The sequence below is a fragment of the Flavobacterium sp. J49 genome (assembly GCF_011742145.1).
GTDB lineage: Bacteria > Bacteroidota > Bacteroidia > Flavobacteriales > Flavobacteriaceae > Flavobacterium.
Window position 1 is genome coordinate 167,790 of the sequence record NZ_JAAQQU010000099.1, and the last position, 20,913, is coordinate 188,702.

Sequence of the window (20,913 nt, forward strand, 5' to 3'; positions counted from 1 at the left end):
ATACTATGAACATCTTTTGGTTTAGACGCGATTTGCGATTAGAGGACAATGCCGGACTCTTTCACGCTTTAAAAAGTGGTGAGGAGGTATTGCCTATTTTTATTTTTGATGAAAATATACTTTCGCAGTTACCGGAAGATGATGCTCGGGTGACTTTCATTCACCAACAATTGACCAAAATTCAACATCAACTCAAAAAATTAGGTAAATCTTTGGCTGTTTTTTACGGTGATCCGTTTGAAGTCTATAACAAAATACTCACTGAAAACGAAATTAAAACCGTTTACACCAACCACGATTATGAACCCTACGCACGCAAACGCGACTTGGAATTGTACCATTTGTTCAAGGAATACAAGATCGAATTTAAAACCAGCAAAGACCAAGTAATATTTGAAAAAAGCGAAGTGGTCAAAGAAGACGGAACGCCTTATGTGGTTTATACTCCTTATTCTAATAAGTGGAAAGAACACTTTAAGAAGACACGGTTAGTACATTACAATTCAGAAGATTATTTAGAAAAAATAGCCCTTCACTCCTATCCGTTTTTAAGTTTGGCAGCCATAGGTTTTGTTGAGTCCACTATCCAAGTTACACCTTATGACATTTCAGACAATCTGATTGATAACTACGAAGCCACACGTAATTTTCCGGCGATGAATAAGACTTCATATCTTGGCATCTATCTTCGTTTTGGCGCGGTTTCTATCCGAAAAATGGTGAGCAAAGCTTTAGAAAGTAAAAACGAAACTTTTCTTAAGGAACTCATTTGGCGCGAGTTTTTTATGCAAATCCTTTGGCATTTTCCGCATACGGTAAACCAAAGTTTTAAAGCCAAATATGATGGAATACAATGGGACAATAACGAAGTTTTGTTCCGGAAATGGTGCGAGGGCAAAACCGGTTATCCTTTTGTTGATGCCGGCATGCGAGAATTAAATACCACTGGCCACATGCACAACCGGGTGCGCATGATAGTCGCCAGTTTTTTATGCAAACATTTGTTAATCGATTGGCGTTGGGGTGAAACTTATTTTGCTCAAAAACTATTAGACTACGAACAAGCCAGCAATGTGGGCAATTGGCAATGGGCTGCCGGAAGCGGTGTAGATGCGGCGCCTTATTTCAGAATATTTAACCCAACAGAGCAAATCAAGAAGTTTGACAAAGACTTAGCTTATATTAAAAAGTGGATTCCTGAGTTAAATTCATTAGACTATCCCCAACCGATTGTAGATCATAAAGAAGCCCGAGAAAAATGTCTAACTGTATATAAACAAGCCGTAGGCTAATGAACATTGTATGGTTTAAAAGAGATTTTCGATTGCACGATAACGAGGCGCTGTACCGAGCTTTACAGTCTTCGGGCAAAGTGTTGTTGCTTTACATATTCGAACCGTCATTACGCAACGATATCCATTACAGCCAAAGGCATTTTGATTTTATCAAACAATCTTTAGAAGAACTCCAAAAAGAACTGCTTCCCTTTCACACCCAAATTTTGATTGTTGAAGAAGAAGCTACTGCTGTTTTCAAGAAGCTCATCAACATGATTCCCATAAGCGGAATTTATTCTCACCAAGAAACCGGAATCAAACGCACCTTTGATCGGGATTTGGATGTTGCCGAATTGTTCAGAGAACACGGAATACCATGGTACGAATATGTTACCAATGGTGTTATTCGCGGACTCCAAAATCGTAAAAACTGGAAAGAAGATTGGTATGATTTGATGGCCAAACCTGTTTTTCGTTTTGAAGCCGACAGTCGAAGTTTTATCAAATACCGCGAACTGGAAGAGATTGAGAAATATTTTTCGGTGCCGAGTCTAAAAACAAATCCAAACACACCGTTCCAAAAAGGAGGAACAACTACCGGACTTCGTTACCTCAATTCATTTTTACAAGACAGAGTTGAAAATTACAGTCGGCACATTTCTAAACCGGAATCGGCTCGAAAAGGTTGCAGCCGACTTTCTCCTTACATTGCTTGGGGAAATCTTTCTATTCGACAAGTGTATCAAGCGGCGATGCAAAGAGCACAAAGCGGAAAGTACAAACGTCAGATTGCCAATTTTGCATCACGTCTACGTTGGCAAGCCCACTTCATTCAAAAATTTGAAATGGAATGCGAGATGGAATTTGTAGCCGTAAACAAAGGTTATCGAAATCTTCACCAAACGGTAAAACCGGTTTGGCACCAAGCCTGGACAGAAGGCAAAACCGGTGTCCCTATCGTAGATGCATGTATGCGATGCCTCAACACTACCGGTTATTTAAATTTCCGAATGCGGGCTTTGGTGGTGTCGTTTTACACCCACCATTTGTTTCAGCCTTGGCAAAATTGCAGTCCGCATTTGGCCCAACAGTTCCTGGATTTTGAACCCGGAATTCATTATCCGCAGATACAAATGCAAGCCGGGGTTACAGGAATCAATACTTTACGCGTTTACAATCCGGTAAAAAATTCATTGGAACATGATGAAGAAGGAACATTTATCAAAAAATGGGTACCCGAATTGACGTCTTTACCGATTCCATTTGTGCATGAACCTTGGAAACTGACTCCTATCGAACAAGTCTTTCACCAATTTACGCCGGGTCTTGATTATCCGCTACCACTTGTTAACTTAGAAGAAGCCCGTAAAAAGTCGTCCGATTTCTTTTGGGGCATGCGCAAAAAGGAAGAAGTAAAGCGCGACAGCAAACGCGTTTTGGAAAAACACACACTACAAGAGAGGACAAATCAAAGCACCTGATTAAGTCGGACAAACCAAATTGATTGAAAATTAATAGTTTAACCGGGATTTAATCACTACCTTTCCCAATAACTTAAAATTAGTTTTATGAAAAATGTGGGTATTGGATTAAGTATGTTATCAATGGTATTGTTAATGGCTTGCGATAAGAAAGAAGAAAAAACAACCGAAGTGATAGAAACAAACACTATCGAAAAAGAAACAGTCATTGTAAAAGACACTGTTAAAGAAAAAGACGGCACTTCAGTAAAAATAAGCGGTGACGGTGTAGATGTTGACAGCAAAGACGTTGATGTTGAAATCAAAAAGTAAAATACTTTCAGTGATAAAAAGTAAAAGCCGGTGTGAGCCGGCTTTTTTTATGTCTTAACAACAAGATTACTCGTTTACCAAGGTATTTAAGGCTTTGGTCCAAATGGCATACCCTTTGGCATTCATGTGCAAATTATCATGGATAAAAATATCTTTCATGGGCTCGCCATTTTCCAACATCTTGTCCCAGATATTGACAAAAACAGCTTTGTGATCTTCTTTCAAATAGTCACTGATTAAAGCATTGGCAGCCATCATTCGGTCTTTCATAGCCCATCTCAAAACACAAGGTTTTAATGACACGAACACTATCGGTGTATTCGGAAATTGTTTTCTTAAAGTAGTGTGCAGGGTTTTAAAGCGTTCAAAAACGATTTCTGGAGTTACTTTCTCAGAGCTGGCAATGTCATTTTCTCCACAATAGATGAATATCTTTTTGGGCTTGTATTTCAACACTACATCATTTTGCCAATAAATCAAATCTTCCAAGGTAGCGCCGCCAAAGGCACGGTTGACGATAGTTTCATTGTGAAAATCTTCCTTGAGTGTTTTCCACATTCTAAAAGAGGAACTGCCTATAAAAAGCAGCATACCGTCTTTGGGTTGCTGAATACTGTCTTGTGTTCTAAAGGCTTTTATCTCATCCCAATAAGGCTTTTGCTGGGCAGAAACTTGAAAGGAAATGAATAATATGACTAGGACTAAAAATTGTTTTTTCATTGTTTAAAGTTACTGATTTTTTATGTTTCTTATCTGCTCGAAACTCAATTCATTAAAATGAGTGATAACCTTATCGGCTTTAGAATAATCCTGCATTTTGGAGTGGAAACTATCATACCCTACGCAATAAATTCCGGCTGCTTTAGCAGCTAAAACGCCATTGGTACTGTCTTCAATAACGATACAGTTTTCTACCGGAGTTTGGGCTAAAAATGCCGCATGCTGAAATATAGCCGGATGTGGTTTCGACTTAGGGAAATCCTCTCCGGAGACTTTATGGGTGAAATATTGGTCTAAATTAAACCGATTGAAAATACGGTTAATGGTGACGGTTGCTGAGGATGAAGCCAAAACCAACTGCATGCCGTTGTGGTGCAGGTCTTTGATCAAATCTTCTACACCGTCTAGCAGGTACAAGTCTTCTTTGTTGTCGAAAGCATCGTTGAATAAGTTGCGTTTGGTTTGTACCAAAGTCTCTACCTCTTGCTCTAAATTGAATTCCGCTTTCAAACGCTCAAAGATATTCTTGGTAGAATTTCCGGTGAACGAAGCGTACATTTCAGGAGAAATATCGATGCCCAATTGTTTGAATTGCTGGTTATAGGCATAATGGTGTACCGGTTCAGTATCTACAATTACGCCATCCATGTCGAAAATTACTGTTTGTATCATATTTTAGTAGCTGAGTGCCTGATTTGCTGACACTGTAAGATTAGGAGTTTTTGGAGGATTGAATTAAAAAATAAAATACCGGACCAAAGACCATAGCAAAGACCAACAATAAAAACCAACGCCCGAAGACATCCGGCCAATCTAAAGCTATTTGAATCGTTTTGTAGTCTATCACAAAGAATACCAAAAGCAGCATCACTTTCAACATACGCAACATCTTAGTCATGCTGGTGTATTGCTTTTCGGCATTGTCTTCGGTTATGGTAGCCATATAATTCATCTTGTGGGGAAATCTGACAACGATAGTTAAAAATACATAGATAAAAGTACCTATCAGCGGTAACATAATAATGGACCACTTAGGACCATAACCATCAGGTTTTCCTCCACCGCCAAAATGCGTAGGGATAATATCGGGCAACTGATTATAATGGAATAAATTAAAAAGCCAAAAAGCCAGGCATACTAAAAGACCGAAAACTTCAACCACTTTGTCAGTAGTAGTCAACGGAATTTTGATTATAGGTCTTGGTAATTCAGACATGAAGTTATTTTTGTTTTTTTAGCAAATGTTTTACCACTGTTTCTGCGGCGTGCAACCCAAAAAGGCAGGGCATCCAACTGTTGGTACCGTAAAAGGATTTTTTATAGTTCTTACCGTCTGTGAGTTTTATGCTGGTTTCATCGGGAACTTCAGTTGAAAAAACGGCTTTGATGCCTTTGGATATCTTGGCTTCTTTTAAACGTTTGCGCATGTTCTTGGCCAACGGGCAATACTCGGTTTTACTGATGTCGCGTACTTTTACTTTGCTCGCTTCATATTTTCCGCCGGCGCCCATACTGCTGATGACTTTTACCTTCTTGCGCTTAGAAGCAATCAATAAGTTGAGTTTAGGCGTTACGCTGTCAATACAATCTAAGACATAATCAAAGTCGGGTGTCACCAATTCATAAGCTCTTTCCGGAGAAAGAAATTCTTCCAATCGGGTTAAGTTTAATTCCGGATTAATATCCATTAACCTATCGCCCACTATGTGAACTTTGGGTTGGCCTACGGTAGAATGCAAAGCCGGTAACTGACGGTTTACATTGGTAATATCTACCACATCGCCATCAACTATAGTCATATTGCCCACACCGGCACGTGCCAAAAACTCAGCCGCAAACGAGCCTACGCCACCAAGTCCTACGACCAGTACATTGGCATTCTTTAAATTGTTTAATCCTTCTTCTTTAAATAAAAGCGCTGCTCTTTCTTGCCACTTTGCCATTTTAGATTATTAAATTGTTAGATTATTAGACTAAAAATAAGGTGCAAAAATAAGCAAAAAGGAATAGGTATTTGTTAAGTTTTGTGACTCGTACTTACTGCACTTTTACATAACGTTACCATGACGTTACCATGACGTTAATATGACGTATATATGACGTTACTATGACGCAGTAGTTTTTAAAAGGTCTTGCATAACCTTATCATGGCTTACCATAACTTATCTATGGCTTATCTATGGCTTTAGTATGGCTTATCTATGACTTATCTATGACTTAGTAGGCATTAAAATTGGCGGTTAAAATGTATTTATAAGAATTTTATGTTAATAACTTGGCTACAATTCCCTATTGATGGGATTGGTTGGCAGGAAGAAATTTGGTAGATTTGGAAAGAGTGATTTTGATAAAAGACGTTAAAATGAGTTTTGTTACAATTCATCAGAACGTAGCCACATTGGCAATAAAACTGTATAAAGATTAAAAATGAATGTACTAGCTGAAATAGGAAAGAAAAATACAATACTAATCTCAATCAGTATTGTATTGGTTTCAATTCACACCATATATTTTTATCATTCGGTAAGACCGGAAATAGAAACAGAAAAATTAATCCAACAATTAGTAAGGCTTTTATTGACTATTGGTCTTTTAATAGCGGTTTATAAAGGAAAGAATTGGGCTAGAATTTTATCAATTGTTTTATTTTCTATAGCTCTTTTAGGAGCTTTAATTGGTTTAGGAACATTCGCAACACCTTTTATAAATAAAATTCCACTTTTGGTTATGATTTTTGTTTATTCAATGGCTATTTATCATTTTGGTTTTGCTAAAAGTTTTAAAGAGTTTTTTGAACATCAAAATGCTGATACTACATTTAAAGAGTCTGTTCAAGATTCTAAACAATTAATGGTAGCTGAAGAATTTTGGAGAATAATTGAAATGAGTAAATCAAAAAGTTTGGGAGATTACGACAAACAGCAAACTGAACTCAAAAAAGAATTGCAAAAACTTAGTGCAAAAGAAGTTTTAGAATTTGATAACAGGTTTAGAACATTAAGAGGAGAAATTTACGATTGGGATTTTTGGGCAGCAGCTTATATCATAAATGGAGGATGTTCTGATGATTGTTTTTCTGATTTTCGAGGTTGGTTAATTGGACAAGGAAAAACTATTTATGAAAATGCTGTAAATAATATTGAAACACTTTCTAATCTAACCGAAACCAACGATGGAGATTGGGAAGGCTTGAGCTACATTGCTACTGAAGTTTACGAAAGTAAAACAGGAAACGATATGCCACAAGGAATTCAAGAAAATTTTGAAATTACTGGTGAAGAATGGGATGAAGATGAAATAGAATTGAAAAATAAATTTCCTAAATTATGGGAGAAATTTGGTGCTAAAAAATAATAGCTAACACCAACAGCAGTTTGCAACAACTGCCAAGATTGTAGTTTCAACTTTAGAACAATCATCGATTAATTGTCTAAACTTACACAAATCGAGGCATATTAATGATAATCATCAGAAAATGAAAAATGTTTTCTCCATAACCTTTATTTTATTATTCATTGTTGGTTGTAAACAACTAGATGAAAAAATTACTGCTGTTTATAACAAAGGTGAATTTTATTCTGCAATTGACAATAGTGATATGATTGCATTTCGAATCAATAAAAATAATATGAGTAAAGGGGTACGCCAAGATTCTGCATTTACATCCAAACCCGAATATATTGCGGATAAGGAAGATGAAATACAAGAATTCAGAAACTTATTTAAAAGCGCTAAATCAACCGGTTATTGTTGTTGTCCAAATTCTGATTTAAAAATTGAATTTCGCAATAAGGATAAGATATACGACTATTTTTTTCTTGACGCTACCAGTTTAGCGGATTCCGTGATTGTCTTTCAAAAAAGTTATCAGTCCTCGAAAAGGATTACCAAAACATCTTGGAATGAATATTTGACAAGTCTAACAAAATAAAACTACCACTAACAACAGCTCATAATCTACTACCCAGACAGATGACTTTGCGGGTTATAAAGCATTAACAAATAAAGCTTAAACCAATCTTGATATCACAATCTTAACCCAAAATCAAATCTTTACTTTAAAAAGGGCTTACCTTTAAGAAAAAGTAAATTATGTCAGATAAAAACAAAAAACAGTTTGGTGTTTGGATGGATTCCCACACCGCAACAATCGTAGGAAAAGAAGAAGTTAATAATGGTGATTTTATAGTTATCGGGCATGTAAAAAACGTTGGCACTGATGCTAACTCAAATGAAAAGACCTCAAACAATCAAGAAATTACTTTAATACAAAAGTACTTCAAAGAAATCGCCCACACGATGCCCAATATTGATGAAATTCACCTCACAGGCACCGGGCAAATTCAGGAACAATTCATGAAGTTTTTGGCAGATACGCCCCAATATAAAAACGCGCTTACTACTGAAAGTACTTCGAATAGAATGAGTGATGAAAATCTAGCCCAGTATATTGCAAAATATTTCAATTAGAAAACGTGGTTTAAAAACCAAGTTCTTATGTAGCTAAAAAATCCGTCAGCTTTATCAAATCGGCTTCTGAATTAAAATTAATCTTATTTTGTTTTAGAAAAGTTTCTATTGCTTCTTTTCGATCCGGATAGCGTTTAAGCAACCCTTTTTTGTTGGTTGGAAACTCAAATATGTCTTGGTCTTTACCTTTTAGGTAAAAAACATCGGCAGCTATTGTATATTCTGCCGGTAAATCTTCGGCATAAGATGAAACAGCCGGTCTGGCTGATGCATAATTTATTTTTTGTTTCTTGTAAAGGATAAAGTCATTCTTTTGATGAAGTTGGATTAAATATCCCTTAGTTGGTTTATCATTTTTATCGGTATAATTTACCAGACGGTAATTTATCTTTGAACCCGTAAATATGATATCACTATAGGCCTCAGTTTTACTTAGTACTAAAGTATCATTCTTTTGGCTTATAAATTCAAAAGCATCATCATAGGCATTGTATCGTAAAAATACATTATCAGCGGCATTCACTACTTTGCCGGGTGCAAAAACCTTATTGATATAAGGCGAACCTTTAACATCTGAAGGTTGTTTAGAATACTGTCTTCCAAGCATTGATACATCTGAATAATCAAGCGAAGTTACACGCGGAACTTGGGCATAAACAAAAGCGGAGATAAATAATGAGAATAAACTTAATTTAAATTCGTGTTTCATAGGTTTAATTTTTAAAAAAAGCGAAACTACGTTATTTTTAAATTACTTTAATTGATTAATGAAATTTTAACTTTCATTAAAGATTTTAGCTTTCACCTACTGCATTAAACTTTAAAAACACGATAGTACAGAGATTTTTAATCCGTGTCCACAAAACGGTTAACACTGACAATTCCATTTTTGCCAATCATTAAAAAAATAAAACTATATTTAATCTCTAAAAAATACAAAATGGCAAAAATAAATCCTCACCTGCTTTTCAAAGGCAATACAGAAGTCGCTTTTGGTTTTTATCAATCGGTTTTTGGCGGCGAATTTACCACGCTTATGCGCATGAAAGATTTACCCGGTGATCCTGATAACCCACTTACAGAAAGCGTGGCCAACAAAATAGTATTCATTGCCCTGCCGATAGGAAATTCAGATTCACTTATAGGTAGTGATGTAGGAGAACAATTTATGGATGAAGAACTGGTAACCGGCAACCGATATACGATTTCTATAACCGCTGAAAGCAAAGAAGAGGCCAGTAAACTGTTCAACGGTCTATCGGCCGGCGGAGCAATAGAAATGCCTTTAGAAGAAAGCTTTGGAGGTTCTTATTTTGGCATGTTTGCCGATCAATTCGGTATTCAATGGATGATAAGTTTTGACCCAAAATAGAAGTCATTCTACCATTTGCAGGATACCTCTTCAACGTCTTTTTGCTTGACTTCTTTTTCAAAGCGATAAAATTCGACTAATGCTTTTTAAAATAAAAAATAACCCATTTAATTTAAAAGTGGGGAATTAACACTGCACAGTTACCTTTAAAAAAGTAGCCGGTATCTTTGCCGTGTTAGGAACAGTACTTTGGTTTTGACTGTTGAATAAATCTTCTAATTCCATTTGAAGTCCCGAAGCTTTTCCGTTGGCTTCAGCAGCAGCAAAAGCGTTCATTGTCGGACCATAGTAATCCCTGAAAACGTTGACCAATTGGGTTGGTGCATAAGGTGCATTAAAAACAAAAGTCTCTCGGGCAAAGGCTATATTTTCCTTCGGAATACCGGCGTTTTCAAAACGCTCAATAACGTTGCTTTCAACACCCCAAAGCATCGGACTGATAAATCCTTCCGGCGGCGGTGGCGTATAAGCAGAACTTATTTTCAAAATTTGAGCAACTAAAGTCGGATCACCCGGAATCCAATTACCCATCACTACTCTTCCGCCCGGACGAGCCACACGAACCATTTCTTGGGCTACTTCAAACGGTTTTGGTGCAAACATAGCCCCGAATATACTCATCACTAAATCAAAAGAAGCGTCATTCAGCCCTTGTAAATCGGTAGCGTCACCTTCTTGAAAGGTACAATTTGTAAGACCTTCAGCCTTGGCTCTTAGATTACCAGCGGCTACAAGATTACTGGCAATGTCTACCCCTAAAACGTTAGCTCCTGCTTTGGCTGCCGGAATGGCGGTAGTTCCGTCACCACAACCAAGATCGAGTACATCAAGCCCTTTGGTGATTTGCAACGAGGCAACCAATGCTGCTCCGCTTTCACGCATATTGGCGGCTATGCGTGTAAAATCTCCTTTTTCCCATAATGCTTTGTTAGGATTCATTTGTTTGATTTTTAGCCTATAAAGTTAACCTAAAAACAACTATAAAAGTATTTTTTTTAGTTTAAAATTTATGCTAAAGCCTTAATAATCAACAAAAACCCGCTTCCAATTGGTCCCAACTTGCTCTTGAAGGGCTTCCATCGATATTCCTTTGTATTGAGCTGCCAGAGAGTAAACTTCCTCCAAGGTTTCTTCAATAGTATCAGTTTCCAAAAAGAATCGGTCATTGGGAACGGAAAGAAACACTTGTTTCAATTCAGGATTTCTTAAAAGATATTTGCCAAATGACAAATAGAAACCATTGTCAATCATTTGCTTGGCAGTTTGCTCATTCTTTGAAAACCCGTGGAGTATTATAGGCACCGAAATATTCAATCGGTTTTTGATTTCCACCAATTCCTGATAAGCCGCTACTAAATGTAATACTAAAGGCTTCTGATATTTTTCTGCTAAGGCAATTTGCTTTTCAAAGACTGCTGTTTGCAAAGCCATCGGTATGTCGATTCGCTTGTCTAAACCACATTCGCCCAATGCCAAACATTCGGGCTGTTGTAGTTTGGTTTCAATGAATTGCAAATCAATTTCCAAACGACTTTCATTGATATACCAAGGATGAATCCCTATGGAATACCTCGGAATATCATTGATGAATTCCCATGGATATTGGTTGACTAATTCAATAGTATTGGCGTCATTGGTGAATTTGTGTGTATGTAAATTGTAAAAAGACATCAGTCGTGAAACTTCTTAACTCCGGCTAGGATTTCAATGTTCAAATCGTTTTCCAAAGGTACAATCGGGCAAGAATATTTGTGGTTATAAGCACAATAAGGATTATAAGCTTTGTTGAAATCAATAGTGACCGTATTTCCTTTGGGAATACGCATATCAATATAACGTCCGCCAATGTAACTTTCTTTGCCGCAAGTCAAATCGGAAAATGGCAAGAACAAATAATCTTCATAGCCTTCTTTCTTAGTCAAATCGATATTTTGGTACAGGTTTAATTTGAATGCTTTTCCCTCAATGCTAAAAGCCAATTCACCATATTTTACATATTCCGGTAATCGTGCGGTTGAAGTTTTCATCTTAAACACTTTCTCCTTTGGCGTTCGGGTAAACTTTGCTTCTACTATAAACTTTTCATTGATGGGAAAAAAGTCCAAGCCTTTGAATACTTTAAAATCTTCTTCCGTCAGTGGACTTTCCTCGCGCGTTCCGTATTCTTTATTGAGGGTATCTTGAAATTCTTTTGAGGTCTCTTGAGCGTTCAGCAGCAAAACATGGAGTAATAACAAAAGAGAAAGTATTTTTTTCATGGGTGACTTTTTAACAAAAATACTTTAAAAGTGGCAAAGTTTCAAATTAGCAGAGTGGCAAAGTCAAAAAAAAAGAAAATGAAAATCCCAACTTAACTTTGTAACTTTGAGACTTTGAAACTTTGCAACTTTCTCCATGCTCAAAACCGCATCCCAACGCTATATTGACAACTTTAAAGGCTTTTCCAGAGAAATTTGGATACTCACTATTATTACCTTTATCAATCGAGCGGGCACCATGGTTTTGCCTTTTTTATCAAAATATTTAAAAGAAGATTTGGGTTTCAGTTATAGTCAAGTCGGATGGATTATGGTTTGTTTTGGTATTGGCTCCATGCTTGGTTCCTGGCTTGGCGGAAAACTTTCGGATAAAATCGGCTTTTACCGAATCATGATTTTTAGTTTGCTTACAAGCGGTTTAATGTTCTTTGTTATCCAATACATCACAAGTTTTATTGGGCTCTGCATCAGTATGTTTGCCATCATGACGGTGGCCGACATGTATCGCCCGGCCATGTTTGTGTCGATTGCGGCCTACGCCAAACCCGAAAACAGAAGGCGCGCCTTAACTTTAGTCCGAATGGCCATTAACCTTGGTTTTGCAGCGGGTCCGGCAATGGGCGGTTTAATCATCATGTATGTTGGTTATCAAGGTTTGTTTTGGGCGGATGGTATAACTTGCATCGTAGCGATTCTTATTTTTTGGATTAAAGTGAAAGAAAAGAAAAAATCGGCTTTTACTGATAAAGAACATCCGGGCGAAGTCTTAACCCATTCCGTTTTTAAAGACAAGCCGTTTTGGCTTTTTCAAGTTACCTGTTTGGTTTCCGGTGTGTTATTCTTTCAAATGTTTACCACTATTCCTTTATACCATAGAGAGCAATTTAATTTGACTGAATTTCAAACAGGATTACTACTCACTATGAACGGCATATTGGTTTTCTTCTGTGAAATGCCCATTGTAAGCTATGCCGAACGCAAGAAAATCAATAAAGTTAAAATTGTTTACTTAGGCTGTCTCATGATGGCTATCAGTATGTTTTTGATGCTGATTAATACTTGGGCCGGTATATTAGTCATTATGATGTTGTTTATGACATTTGCCGAAATGTTTGCCTTTCCTTTTTCTAATGCCGTTGCGTTAAGTCGGGCTCCAAAAGGTCACGAAGGTCGCTACATGGCTATTTATGCTATGAGTTTTAGTTTGGCGCACATCCTCAGTGCCAAAGTGGGTATGGAAATCATAGAATATTATAAAAAAGACGGCTATCAAATGAATTGGCTTTACATGGGATTACTCGGACTCATCGGAACCATTTGTGGTTATTGGGTTTATAAACTGATTCAAAAAGAGCATAAACTGCAGTAAATTAAAAACTTACACCTTTCTTCTGTTTTCCATTACTTAAAATTTAGTTAAATAACTATAAATGTAGTTGCGTAACTAGAAAAATAGTTATACGTTTGTTTTGTCAATTCAGATAAACAGTTTAAAAGAGATCAACATGCAAAAGTTAACCAATAAGGAAGAAGAGATTATGCAAATCTTGTGGAAGCTCAAAAAAGCTTTCGTCAAAGAAGTTTTAGCCGAAATCACTGAAGACCAACCGCACTACAACACCCTTTCGACCATCATCAGAAATTTGGAGGAAAAAGGATTTGTGGGTCACAATGCCTTTGGAAACACGCACCAATACTTCCCTATTGTTAAAATGGAAGACTATAGAAAGCGCTTTATGAATACGGCGATTGAGAATTATTTCAATAGTTCGTATAAAAATTTGGTATCCTTTTTTGCCGAAGAAGAGAAAATTTCGGCTAAGGAATTGAGAGAGATTTTAGCCATCATTGAGAAAAAGGAGTAATATGGAAACGCTTTTCATTTATCTTTTAAAATCGAGCGGATTAATCGCTATGTTATATTTGGCCTATCATTTTTTGGTTCGCAAAGAAACATTCTTCAACAGTAACCGTTGGTTTTTAATCACAGGATTGTTCACTTCACTCCTATTGCCTTTGTTTTTTATTAAGAAAATTGTGTATGTAGAAAGACCTAAAATCAATTTGCAAGATTTGGTTGCCTACACTAACAACGCTTCTGTTCCACAAGAAGTTCCGGTGGCGGAAACCTTTGATTGGATGCAAATTATTTGGATGGGTTATATCCTAATTGCGCTTTTTTTATTGACTAAGATTATCATTAATTTTATTTCGCTTTTTCAAATGCTTTATCAGCAACAAAAAGTTAAAAATGAAAGCTTTACGCTAGTTGACTTAAACCATGACATTGCTCCATTCTCGTTCTTTAACTATATTGTTTTTAATTCATCTTTGTATACCCAAGAAGAGTTGCAAAGCATCCTTTTACATGAAAAAGTGCACAGCCAAGAGAAACATTCTTTTGACGTAATGGTGGCCAAAATTTTCTGTATCTTATTTTGGTTCAATCCGTTTGTTTGGTTGTACAAAAAAGCCATTATTCAAAACTTAGAATACATCGCCGACCAAAAAGCGGTGCAACAACTACAAGACCCAAAAGTGTATCAAAGAGCACTTTTAAAAGCAATTTCTCATCAAAACTGCTTATCCATCACTAATAATTTTTATCAATCATTAATCAAAAAACGAATCGTTATGTTAAACACAAATCAATCCCAAAAAAGAAATTCTTGGAAGTATGCTTTAGTAATTCCGGCCTTAATCGGTTTTGTAGTGCTATTCCAAATCAAAACCATTGCTCAAGAAAAAGAATCCAATGCACAATTGGCCAAATCATTACAACACCGCGAAGAAATTCGGTTAGTAATCGATAAAAATGCCACAGAAGCCGAATTAAAAGAAGAAGCCAAAAGATTAAAGGAAAAGCATGGTATCACCTTAAAATGTACCAAAATCAAGCGAAATGCCAATGGTGAAATCACTGCAATCAAAGTCGAATACAAAGACAAGAACGGTAACAAAGGCGTTTCACAAGTTGACGGTAAAGAACCGATTGCACCAATACATTTCTACAAAAACAAAGAATCTATTGGGTTTGGCAAACCTAAAAACGTTAGTATTTACGCCAACGCACCCGGTATTCAAATGGCTGACGATGCTTTTGTTTTTAATTTCAATGACAGTTTGCCGGACATGAAGGATTTCCACTTTGATTTCGATTTTGACATGGAAGCACCGGAGTTGCCTGAAGTGCCCGAAGCACCCGAAGCTCCGGAAATGAATTGGAACAATTTACAAGAATCAAAGATTGTCATCAAAAAAGGAGATAAAAAACCTATGGTGATCATTAACGGAAAAGTATTGTCTGATGATGTTGAAATTGAAAAAGCTTTAAAAGAGGCCGGTTCCAAAGGACAATACAGCATCACTGTTGACAGTGAAGACGGTAAAGAAAGTCGCGTGATGATTAACGGTAAAGATGTTGGCCAATTCAGAGCAGATGCCATGGCCAATGTCAAAGTGCAAATGGGGAAACAAAAAGAAATCCTCAAAAAAGAAATGGCACGTGCCAAAGACGAAATGCAAAGAGCCAGACCTCAAATAGAACGCGCTAAAAGAGAAATGGAGTTCTCAAAACCTGAAATTGAAAGAGCCAAAGCCGAAATGGAACAAGCCAAAGCTGAAATGATTAAGGCTAAAGAAGAAATGCAAAAAGCCAAAGCCGAACTGGATAAAGCCAGAGAAGAACTAAAAAAAACAAAGTAAAAGTTAAAAAATTGTAAATCAATCTTGTCAAAAAAGAGAACTTCTTAAGTTTGACAGACCATTTGTATAACCTTAATTTTTAAATTTTGTATCATGAAAAAAGAATTGAGTTTAGTAATTAGCCTATTGTTACTTTGCCCTGTTTTTAATTTTGCCCAAACCAGTAACAAATCATTTTCTTGGAACCCCAAAAGTCCAAAAGACAATGTTGTAATGACCTGGAACAAAAACACTCCTGAGCAAGAAATGAAAGACGACATCAAAGCTTTGAGTGAGTATGGTGTAACGATTAAATACAACAATGTTAAACGTAATGCTAAAAACGAAATCACCGCTATTAATGTCTCTTTTGAAGACAAAAACGGTAACAAAGGTTCTTTGAGTTATGACAATAAAAATCCAATTTCTACCATTAAATTTTTCAAAAATGGTGATGAAGTTGGATTTGGTAATGCCGGTAATTCATTTGACGGAAATCCATTTATCACCGATTTTCCCGGGAATGAAAATTTTCTAAAAGAATACAATTTCAATTTTGACCAAGACAGTTTATCGACCGATAAATTCGAGTTTAAGCTTCCGAACGCACAATCTTTCGGACAATCCAAATCAAAGATTATCATCAAGAAAGACGGTAAAAAACCTTTGGTGATTGAAGATGGTGAGGTTGTCGAAGGCGGTGAAGATTATTCGTTGGAGGAAATTGAAGAGATTAAGAAAAATAACCCAACAAAACGCTTTAACAATGATGACATTTATAACTTCCGTTTCAATGGCAATAGCGACTTGGCTGAGCAAATGAAAAAAATGCAACAACAAATTGATCAATTGATGCAACAAAGCCAATCAGGCAACAAATCATCAATCGATAAAGATTTGGAAGATTCTAAGAAAGAATTAGAAGAAGCAAAAGAAGAACTCGAGAAGGCCAAAAAGGAACTCCAAAAAACAAAAAAGGGTTTGAAAACCCAAAAAGCATAAAAAGAAAAAACCGCTGAAATGCGGTTTTTTTTTATCTTTACCATAAAGTAAACACATGTACAAACTTTTGGCAAAACTCAACAAGCTCCTACTACCAAGCTTCACCAAGCGTGGCTTAGATTTGGCAAAAGCCAAAAAATGGCAACTGGCCATCATTGCATGGCGTTATTATGTTACTACAAAAGCTTTAGATTAATAAGTCAGTGCGGCAAAGAGTTCTTTTCCGGTCAACTTTTCCCGACCATTTAAAAAAGACAATTCCATTAAAAAATTGACCTGTACAATTTCACCACCCAATCTTTCGACCAATTCACAAACTGCCTTAGCCGTTCCTCCGGTAGCCAGAACGTCATCGTGAATTAAAACCTTATCCCCTTTCTGTATGGCGTCAATATGAATTTCCAATGCATCGGAACCATATTCCAAATCATACGAAGCGGAAATAGTATGATAAGGCAATTTCTTGGGCTTGCGCACGGGAATAAAACCAACATTCAAGGCCTCCGCCAATAAAATCCCAAAGAAAAAACCACGGCTTTCTACCCCAATTACTTTGTCAATTCTTTTATCCTTAACAGAGGACAGCAAAATGGTCAAACATTCCTTTCTGGCTTCCGAATCTAATAACAAAGGCGTGATGTCTTTAAATCCAATTCCTTCTTTTGGAAAATCCTGTACCTCACGTATATACTTTTCTAATGACATTTTTTTTGAGTTTTAAATGAATTTTGGTTTGCAAGTTATACAAATATAACTATATTTGCACCCACAAAAAGGCCTCGTGGCGCAACTGAATAGCGCATCTGATTACGGCTCAGAAGGTTACTGGTTTGAATCCAGTCGAGGTCACGAATGAATTCTATAAAACAAAAAAAATGACAAGTTTACTTGATCATTTTTTTTGTTTCATAGAATTATCAAAGCGGAGCTTTGAAGGATGCACGTAGTGAATCCAATATATTTGAAAACACATGAAATGACAAGTTTACTTGATCATTTTTTTTGCTTTATAGAATTATCAAAGCGGAGCTTTGAAGGATGCACGTAGTGAATCCAATATATTTGAAAACACATGAAATGACAAGTTTACTTGATCATTTTTTTTGTTTTATAGAATTATCAAAGCGGAGCTTTGAAGGATGCACTCAGTGAATCCATTCCTGTCAAAGCGAAGCCAGACCCTATTAAACCTCCACTGTCTTCCACTTCCCTTTTTTGAAATAATAAAATGCCAATAAGGCTAAAACCGTCTCCGCTGAAGGGATTGCAATAAAAGCGCCTAAAGGTCCGAGTTCCATATAAACGGCCAAGAACCAGGCCAGCGGAATTTGAATCATCCAAAAACAAACGACATTAATCCAAGTTGGTGTTTTGGTATCACCGGCACCATTGAGTGATTGTATCATCACCATACCGATACCGTAAAAGATATAACCGAACCCGATGATTCTTAGTGCCTGACTTCCATAAGCTAAAATCACTTTATCCGCTGTGTAAAAACTGATGATTACTTCGGAGAAACAAACAAACAATAAGGTTACAAAACTCATAAAAATCACATTGTATTTGGTCGTCAATAAAACACTTTGCTGGGCACGTTCAGGTTGTTTGGCACCTAAATTTTGCCCAACTAAAGTCGCCGCCGCATTACTCAATCCCCAAGCCGGCAAAATAAAGAAGACCACATTTCTAATCGCAATTTGATAACCGGCACTCGCATCCGTACTTCCGGTTATCGAAACTATATAAGTTAAGACAATCCAACTGCCGCTTTGAATAAAAAACTGCAACATCGCGGGTGTGGAAATATTTAACAACGATTTGATAATCTCTAAGTTGGGTTTAAAGTAACGGTTGTAAATTTTGATGGTTCTACTTTTGGTAAATAAATGATAACATTGGTACAAAACTCCAATTGTTCGGCCAATTGTTGTTGCAATAGCAGCGCCAACCAAACCCAGTTCCGGAAAAGGTCCGTAACCGTAAATGAGTAGCGGACACAGAATGATATTGATGATACTGGCAATCCAAAGACTTCGCATGGCCATAGCAGCATCGCCTGCACCACGGAATATTCCGTTGATCATAAACAATAAAATAATCGATGGACTACTGGCAAAAATGATCTGGGCAAAAGCAGTACCTTCCTGAATTACTTCGGGTTGTGCGCCCATTAACCTTAAAATATCTGAGGCAAAACAAACACCTAAAATGGCGACAAGAACAGCCACTACCAAAGAAACCGCAATGGCTTGCGCTCCCGATTTAGAAGCTTCTACAAAATCCTTTTCTCCAACACGTCGGGCCACTATGGCTGTAGCTCCAACGCTTAAACCTATTCCGATAGTATAAACCAAAGAGATTACGGCTTCGGTCAAACCAACGGTTGCAACCGCTACATCAGCATTGGGCAAGTGACCTACAAAATACATATCAACCACAGCAAAGACCGATTCCAAACTCAATTCCAATATCATCGGAATCGACAGTAAAAGAATAGCCGTTTTAACGTTGCCTTGAGTGTAATCGCGTTCTTCGCCTTTCAAGGATTGCTTAATTAAACTAAAAAGCGTTGTGATTTTATTTTGATTGGATGACATTCTGAAAGAATTAGCTGATTCAAAAATAACATTTTTTAGTACAGAAAAACCAATCAAAACAGGTTATTCCGAAAGATAGCGTTCCTGAATCACTTTTCGGATGGATACAAACCCAATGGCCTGCAAATTAATTTGGTCTCTTCTTATCCAAATCAGGTCTTTGATTTCATCTTTGGCGGCGACTTCAATCAATTCATCAGACAACGGACATTCATAAAAAATATCCATAGTTCTGTAAGCCACGTTTTTGTACAAATAATTATTAGGAGAAGTGGTGATATACTTCAACTCTTGTGATGCAATGGCTAACCCTAACTCTTCCTTAATCTCTCGACAAGCTGCTTGTTCCGCAGTTTCATCCGGATCAATAAATCCGCCGGGTAAATCGAGTTTTCCTTTGTCGGGTTCAACATTTCTCACGGTAAACAAAATTTTATCTTGGTGTGTAAAAACAATCGCTACAGCAGCAGCTATGTTATGGTACAATACAAAATCACAAGTGTGACAACTGAATTTAAAATTATTGGTATAAACAAAATCTTGCGAACCGCAATGGGGACAAAATTTGAAAAAAGTAGTACCTTCTGTCATGATTATAATTTTCCGAAAACGGTGTTTTCTTGCTCGGTCACTCTGATAAAAGTAGTTCGTTTGGTGAGTTCTTTCAATTTGGAGGCTCCAACATAAGTACAAGTGCTTCTTATGCCTCCCAGAATATCATGAAGCGTTTCAATCACATCGCCTTTAAAAGGAACTTTGACTGTTTTTCCTTCACTAGCTCTATATTCTGCCACGCCTCCCACATGTTTTTTCATCGCGGTCTCTGAACTCATACCATAGAATTGTTTGAACTTTTCGCCATTAACTTCGATTAACTTTCCGCCACTTTCTTTATGTCCGGCCAACATGCCGCCGAGCATTACAAAATCAGAACCGGCACCAAAAGCTTTGGCCACATCGCCCGGAATAGCGCAACCACCATCACTGATAATATGTCCGCCTAAACCATGAGCCGCATCGGCACATTCAATAATGGCAGATAACTGCGGGTAACCTACTCCGGTTTTTACTCTGGTAGTACAAACCGAACCCGGACCAATGCCCACTTTGACAATATCGGCGCCTTCTAAGAGCAATTCTTCCACCATTTCACCTGTGACTACATTTCCGGCAATGATGACCTTGTCGGGAAATCTTTTGCGTGCTTGTCTGAGAAACTCCACAAAGTGCTCCGAATACCCATTGGCCACATCAATGCAGAGAAATTTAAGTGTCGGATTTTGAGAACAGATTTCCTCCATTTTTTTGAAGTCATGCTTTCCTGTTCCTGTGCTTACGGCTATGTAATCTGTAATATCACTTGGAGCAGTTTTAAGGAAATCATTCCATTGTGCTGTTGTATAATGTTTGTGAATGGCGGTAAACAGTTTTTCTTTGGCCAAAGCCAATGCCATTTCGAAAGTGCCCACTGTATCCATATTGGCCGCCATAATCGGAACTCCGGTCCAAACATGAGAACTGTGCAAAAATTTAAATTCTCTTTCCAATGACACTTGCGCTCTACTGTTTAAAGTAGATCTTTTTGGTCGTATCATCACATCTTTAAAGCCCAGTTTTAGGTCGGTTTCGATTCTCATAAGTCAAAAATTTCAATACAATCAAATGTATCGTTTTTCCGCCTTAGCCAAGGATAAAAAGTCATTTTCAATGTTTAAAATTTATCAACAATTGTTAGTA

The 20,913-nt window shown here is 37.1% G+C and carries 24 protein-coding genes and 1 tRNA gene; 13 read left to right on the plus strand and 12 right to left on the minus strand.

Annotated features, from left to right (window positions below):
- Positions 1-5: 5 nt before the first annotated feature.
- From HA632_RS05050 to HA632_RS05060, 3 genes are all read left to right on the plus strand, one after another.
- Positions 6-1,292 (plus strand): deoxyribodipyrimidine photo-lyase, encoded by a 1,287-nt coding sequence (locus HA632_RS05050; RefSeq protein WP_176306123.1) that lies wholly within the window; start codon positions 6-8, stop codon positions 1,290-1,292.
- Complete coding sequence (locus HA632_RS05055) at positions 1,292-2,758, plus strand: deoxyribodipyrimidine photo-lyase (protein ID WP_176306124.1); 1,467 nt, start codon at positions 1,292-1,294, stop codon at positions 2,756-2,758. Before HA632_RS05050 ends, HA632_RS05055 begins: the two co-directional genes overlap by 1 nt.
- Before the next feature lie 87 nt (positions 2,759-2,845).
- Positions 2,846-3,070 carry a hypothetical protein gene (locus HA632_RS05060; RefSeq protein ID WP_176306125.1) on the plus strand — a complete coding sequence of 75 codons (225 nt, stop codon included), beginning with the start codon at positions 2,846-2,848 and terminating at the stop codon, positions 3,068-3,070.
- Positions 3,071-3,136: 66 nt separating this feature from the next.
- On the opposite strand, the gene HA632_RS05065 is transcribed toward HA632_RS05060, so the two are convergent.
- Genes HA632_RS05065 through HA632_RS05080 form a run of 4 tightly spaced genes read right to left on the minus strand, consistent with a single transcriptional unit; the run spans position 3,137 to position 5,733 of the window.
- Positions 3,137-3,790 carry a GDSL-type esterase/lipase family protein gene (locus HA632_RS05065; protein ID WP_176306126.1) on the minus strand — a complete coding sequence of 218 codons (654 nt, stop codon included), beginning with the start codon at positions 3,788-3,790 and terminating at the stop codon, positions 3,137-3,139.
- 9 nt (positions 3,791-3,799) lie between these two features.
- The gene (locus HA632_RS05070) at positions 3,800-4,462 is read right to left on the minus strand and encodes an HAD family phosphatase (protein ID WP_176306127.1); all 663 of its coding nucleotides are present in this window, start codon (positions 4,460-4,462) and stop codon (positions 3,800-3,802) included.
- A 40-nt stretch (positions 4,463-4,502) separates the two neighbouring features.
- Positions 4,503-5,006 carry a DUF1648 domain-containing protein gene (locus HA632_RS05075; RefSeq protein ID WP_176306128.1) on the minus strand — a complete coding sequence of 168 codons (504 nt, stop codon included), beginning with the start codon at positions 5,004-5,006 and terminating at the stop codon, positions 4,503-4,505.
- A gap of 4 nt (positions 5,007-5,010) precedes the next feature.
- Positions 5,011-5,733: a ThiF family adenylyltransferase gene (locus tag HA632_RS05080; protein WP_176306129.1), complete on the minus strand. Its 723-nt coding sequence runs from the start codon at positions 5,731-5,733 to the stop codon at positions 5,011-5,013.
- A 484-nt stretch (positions 5,734-6,217) separates the two neighbouring features.
- On the opposite strand from HA632_RS05080, the gene HA632_RS05085 reads away from it, so the two are divergent.
- The 3 genes from HA632_RS05085 (at position 6,218) to HA632_RS05095 (ending at position 8,260) form a co-directional block, all read left to right on the plus strand.
- Positions 6,218-7,144 (plus strand): DUF4240 domain-containing protein, encoded by a 927-nt coding sequence (locus tag HA632_RS05085; protein WP_176306130.1) that lies wholly within the window; start codon positions 6,218-6,220, stop codon positions 7,142-7,144.
- A 121-nt stretch (positions 7,145-7,265) separates the two neighbouring features.
- Complete coding sequence (locus tag HA632_RS05090; protein ID WP_176306131.1) at positions 7,266-7,721, plus strand: hypothetical protein; 456 nt, start codon at positions 7,266-7,268, stop codon at positions 7,719-7,721.
- Between the two features lie 161 nt (positions 7,722-7,882).
- Positions 7,883-8,260 carry a hypothetical protein gene (locus tag HA632_RS05095; protein ID WP_176306132.1) on the plus strand — a complete coding sequence of 126 codons (378 nt, stop codon included), beginning with the start codon at positions 7,883-7,885 and terminating at the stop codon, positions 8,258-8,260.
- Between the two features lie 25 nt (positions 8,261-8,285).
- On the opposite strand, the gene HA632_RS05100 is transcribed toward HA632_RS05095, so the two are convergent.
- Complete coding sequence (locus HA632_RS05100) at positions 8,286-8,969, minus strand: hypothetical protein (RefSeq protein ID WP_176306133.1); 684 nt, start codon at positions 8,967-8,969, stop codon at positions 8,286-8,288.
- Between the two features lie 231 nt (positions 8,970-9,200).
- On the opposite strand from HA632_RS05100, the gene HA632_RS05105 reads away from it, so the two are divergent.
- On the plus strand, positions 9,201-9,632 hold the full coding sequence (locus HA632_RS05105; protein ID WP_176306134.1) for a VOC family protein: 432 nt from the start codon (positions 9,201-9,203) through the stop codon (positions 9,630-9,632).
- Between the two features lie 126 nt (positions 9,633-9,758).
- Here the strand turns inward: HA632_RS05105 and HA632_RS05110 are convergent, their stop codons facing one another.
- From HA632_RS05110 to HA632_RS05120, 3 genes are all read right to left on the minus strand, one after another.
- On the minus strand, positions 9,759-10,571 hold the full coding sequence (locus tag HA632_RS05110) for a class I SAM-dependent methyltransferase (protein WP_176306135.1): 813 nt from the start codon (positions 10,569-10,571) through the stop codon (positions 9,759-9,761).
- 81 nt (positions 10,572-10,652) lie between these two features.
- Entirely contained in the window at positions 10,653-11,303 is a 651-nt protein-coding gene (locus HA632_RS05115) for a TatD family hydrolase (protein ID WP_176306136.1), read from the minus strand.
- A complete protein-coding gene (locus tag HA632_RS05120) occupies positions 11,303-11,890 on the minus strand; it encodes a DUF1684 domain-containing protein (RefSeq protein WP_176306137.1) in 588 nt (195 codons plus the stop codon). The genes HA632_RS05115 and HA632_RS05120 overlap by 1 nt, the downstream gene beginning before the upstream one ends.
- Before the next feature lie 136 nt (positions 11,891-12,026).
- Between HA632_RS05120 and HA632_RS05125 the strand changes: the two genes are divergently transcribed.
- From HA632_RS05125 to HA632_RS05145, 5 genes are all read left to right on the plus strand, one after another.
- A complete protein-coding gene (locus HA632_RS05125) occupies positions 12,027-13,259 on the plus strand; it encodes an MFS transporter (protein ID WP_176306138.1) in 1,233 nt (410 codons plus the stop codon).
- A gap of 136 nt (positions 13,260-13,395) precedes the next feature.
- Entirely contained in the window at positions 13,396-13,755 is a 360-nt protein-coding gene (locus tag HA632_RS05130; protein WP_176306139.1) for a BlaI/MecI/CopY family transcriptional regulator, read from the plus strand.
- A gap of 1 nt (position 13,756) precedes the next feature.
- Positions 13,757-15,595 (plus strand): M56 family metallopeptidase, encoded by a 1,839-nt coding sequence (locus HA632_RS05135; RefSeq protein ID WP_176306140.1) that lies wholly within the window; start codon positions 13,757-13,759, stop codon positions 15,593-15,595.
- Between the two features lie 93 nt (positions 15,596-15,688).
- On the plus strand, positions 15,689-16,576 hold the full coding sequence (locus HA632_RS05140) for a hypothetical protein (protein ID WP_176306141.1): 888 nt from the start codon (positions 15,689-15,691) through the stop codon (positions 16,574-16,576).
- Between the two features lie 55 nt (positions 16,577-16,631).
- Positions 16,632-16,772, plus strand: a complete 141-nt coding sequence (locus tag HA632_RS05145; RefSeq protein WP_176306142.1) for an SsrA-binding protein — start codon at positions 16,632-16,634, stop codon at positions 16,770-16,772.
- On the opposite strand, the gene HA632_RS05150 is transcribed toward HA632_RS05145, so the two are convergent.
- Entirely contained in the window at positions 16,769-17,281 is a 513-nt protein-coding gene (locus tag HA632_RS05150; RefSeq protein WP_176306143.1) for an adenine phosphoribosyltransferase, read from the minus strand. The two genes, HA632_RS05145 and HA632_RS05150, sit on opposite strands and share 4 nt — an antisense overlap.
- Before the next feature lie 70 nt (positions 17,282-17,351).
- On the opposite strand from HA632_RS05150, the gene HA632_RS05155 reads away from it, so the two are divergent.
- Positions 17,352-17,425: transfer RNA gene (locus HA632_RS05155), tRNA-Arg, on the plus strand.
- 335 nt (positions 17,426-17,760) lie between these two features.
- On the opposite strand, the gene HA632_RS05160 is transcribed toward HA632_RS05155, so the two are convergent.
- The 3 genes from HA632_RS05160 to HA632_RS05170 all read right to left on the minus strand — a co-directional run bounded on the left by HA632_RS05160 (position 17,761) and on the right by HA632_RS05170 (position 20,813).
- Positions 17,761-19,176 carry an MATE family efflux transporter gene (locus HA632_RS05160; RefSeq protein ID WP_176306144.1) on the minus strand — a complete coding sequence of 472 codons (1,416 nt, stop codon included), beginning with the start codon at positions 19,174-19,176 and terminating at the stop codon, positions 17,761-17,763.
- Between the two features lie 63 nt (positions 19,177-19,239).
- The gene (locus tag HA632_RS05165) at positions 19,240-19,767 is read right to left on the minus strand and encodes an NUDIX domain-containing protein (protein WP_176306145.1); all 528 of its coding nucleotides are present in this window, start codon (positions 19,765-19,767) and stop codon (positions 19,240-19,242) included.
- 2 nt (positions 19,768-19,769) lie between these two features.
- Positions 19,770-20,813 (minus strand): GMP reductase, encoded by a 1,044-nt coding sequence (locus HA632_RS05170; RefSeq protein WP_176306146.1) that lies wholly within the window; start codon positions 20,811-20,813, stop codon positions 19,770-19,772.
- Positions 20,814-20,913: the final 100 nt, after the last annotated feature.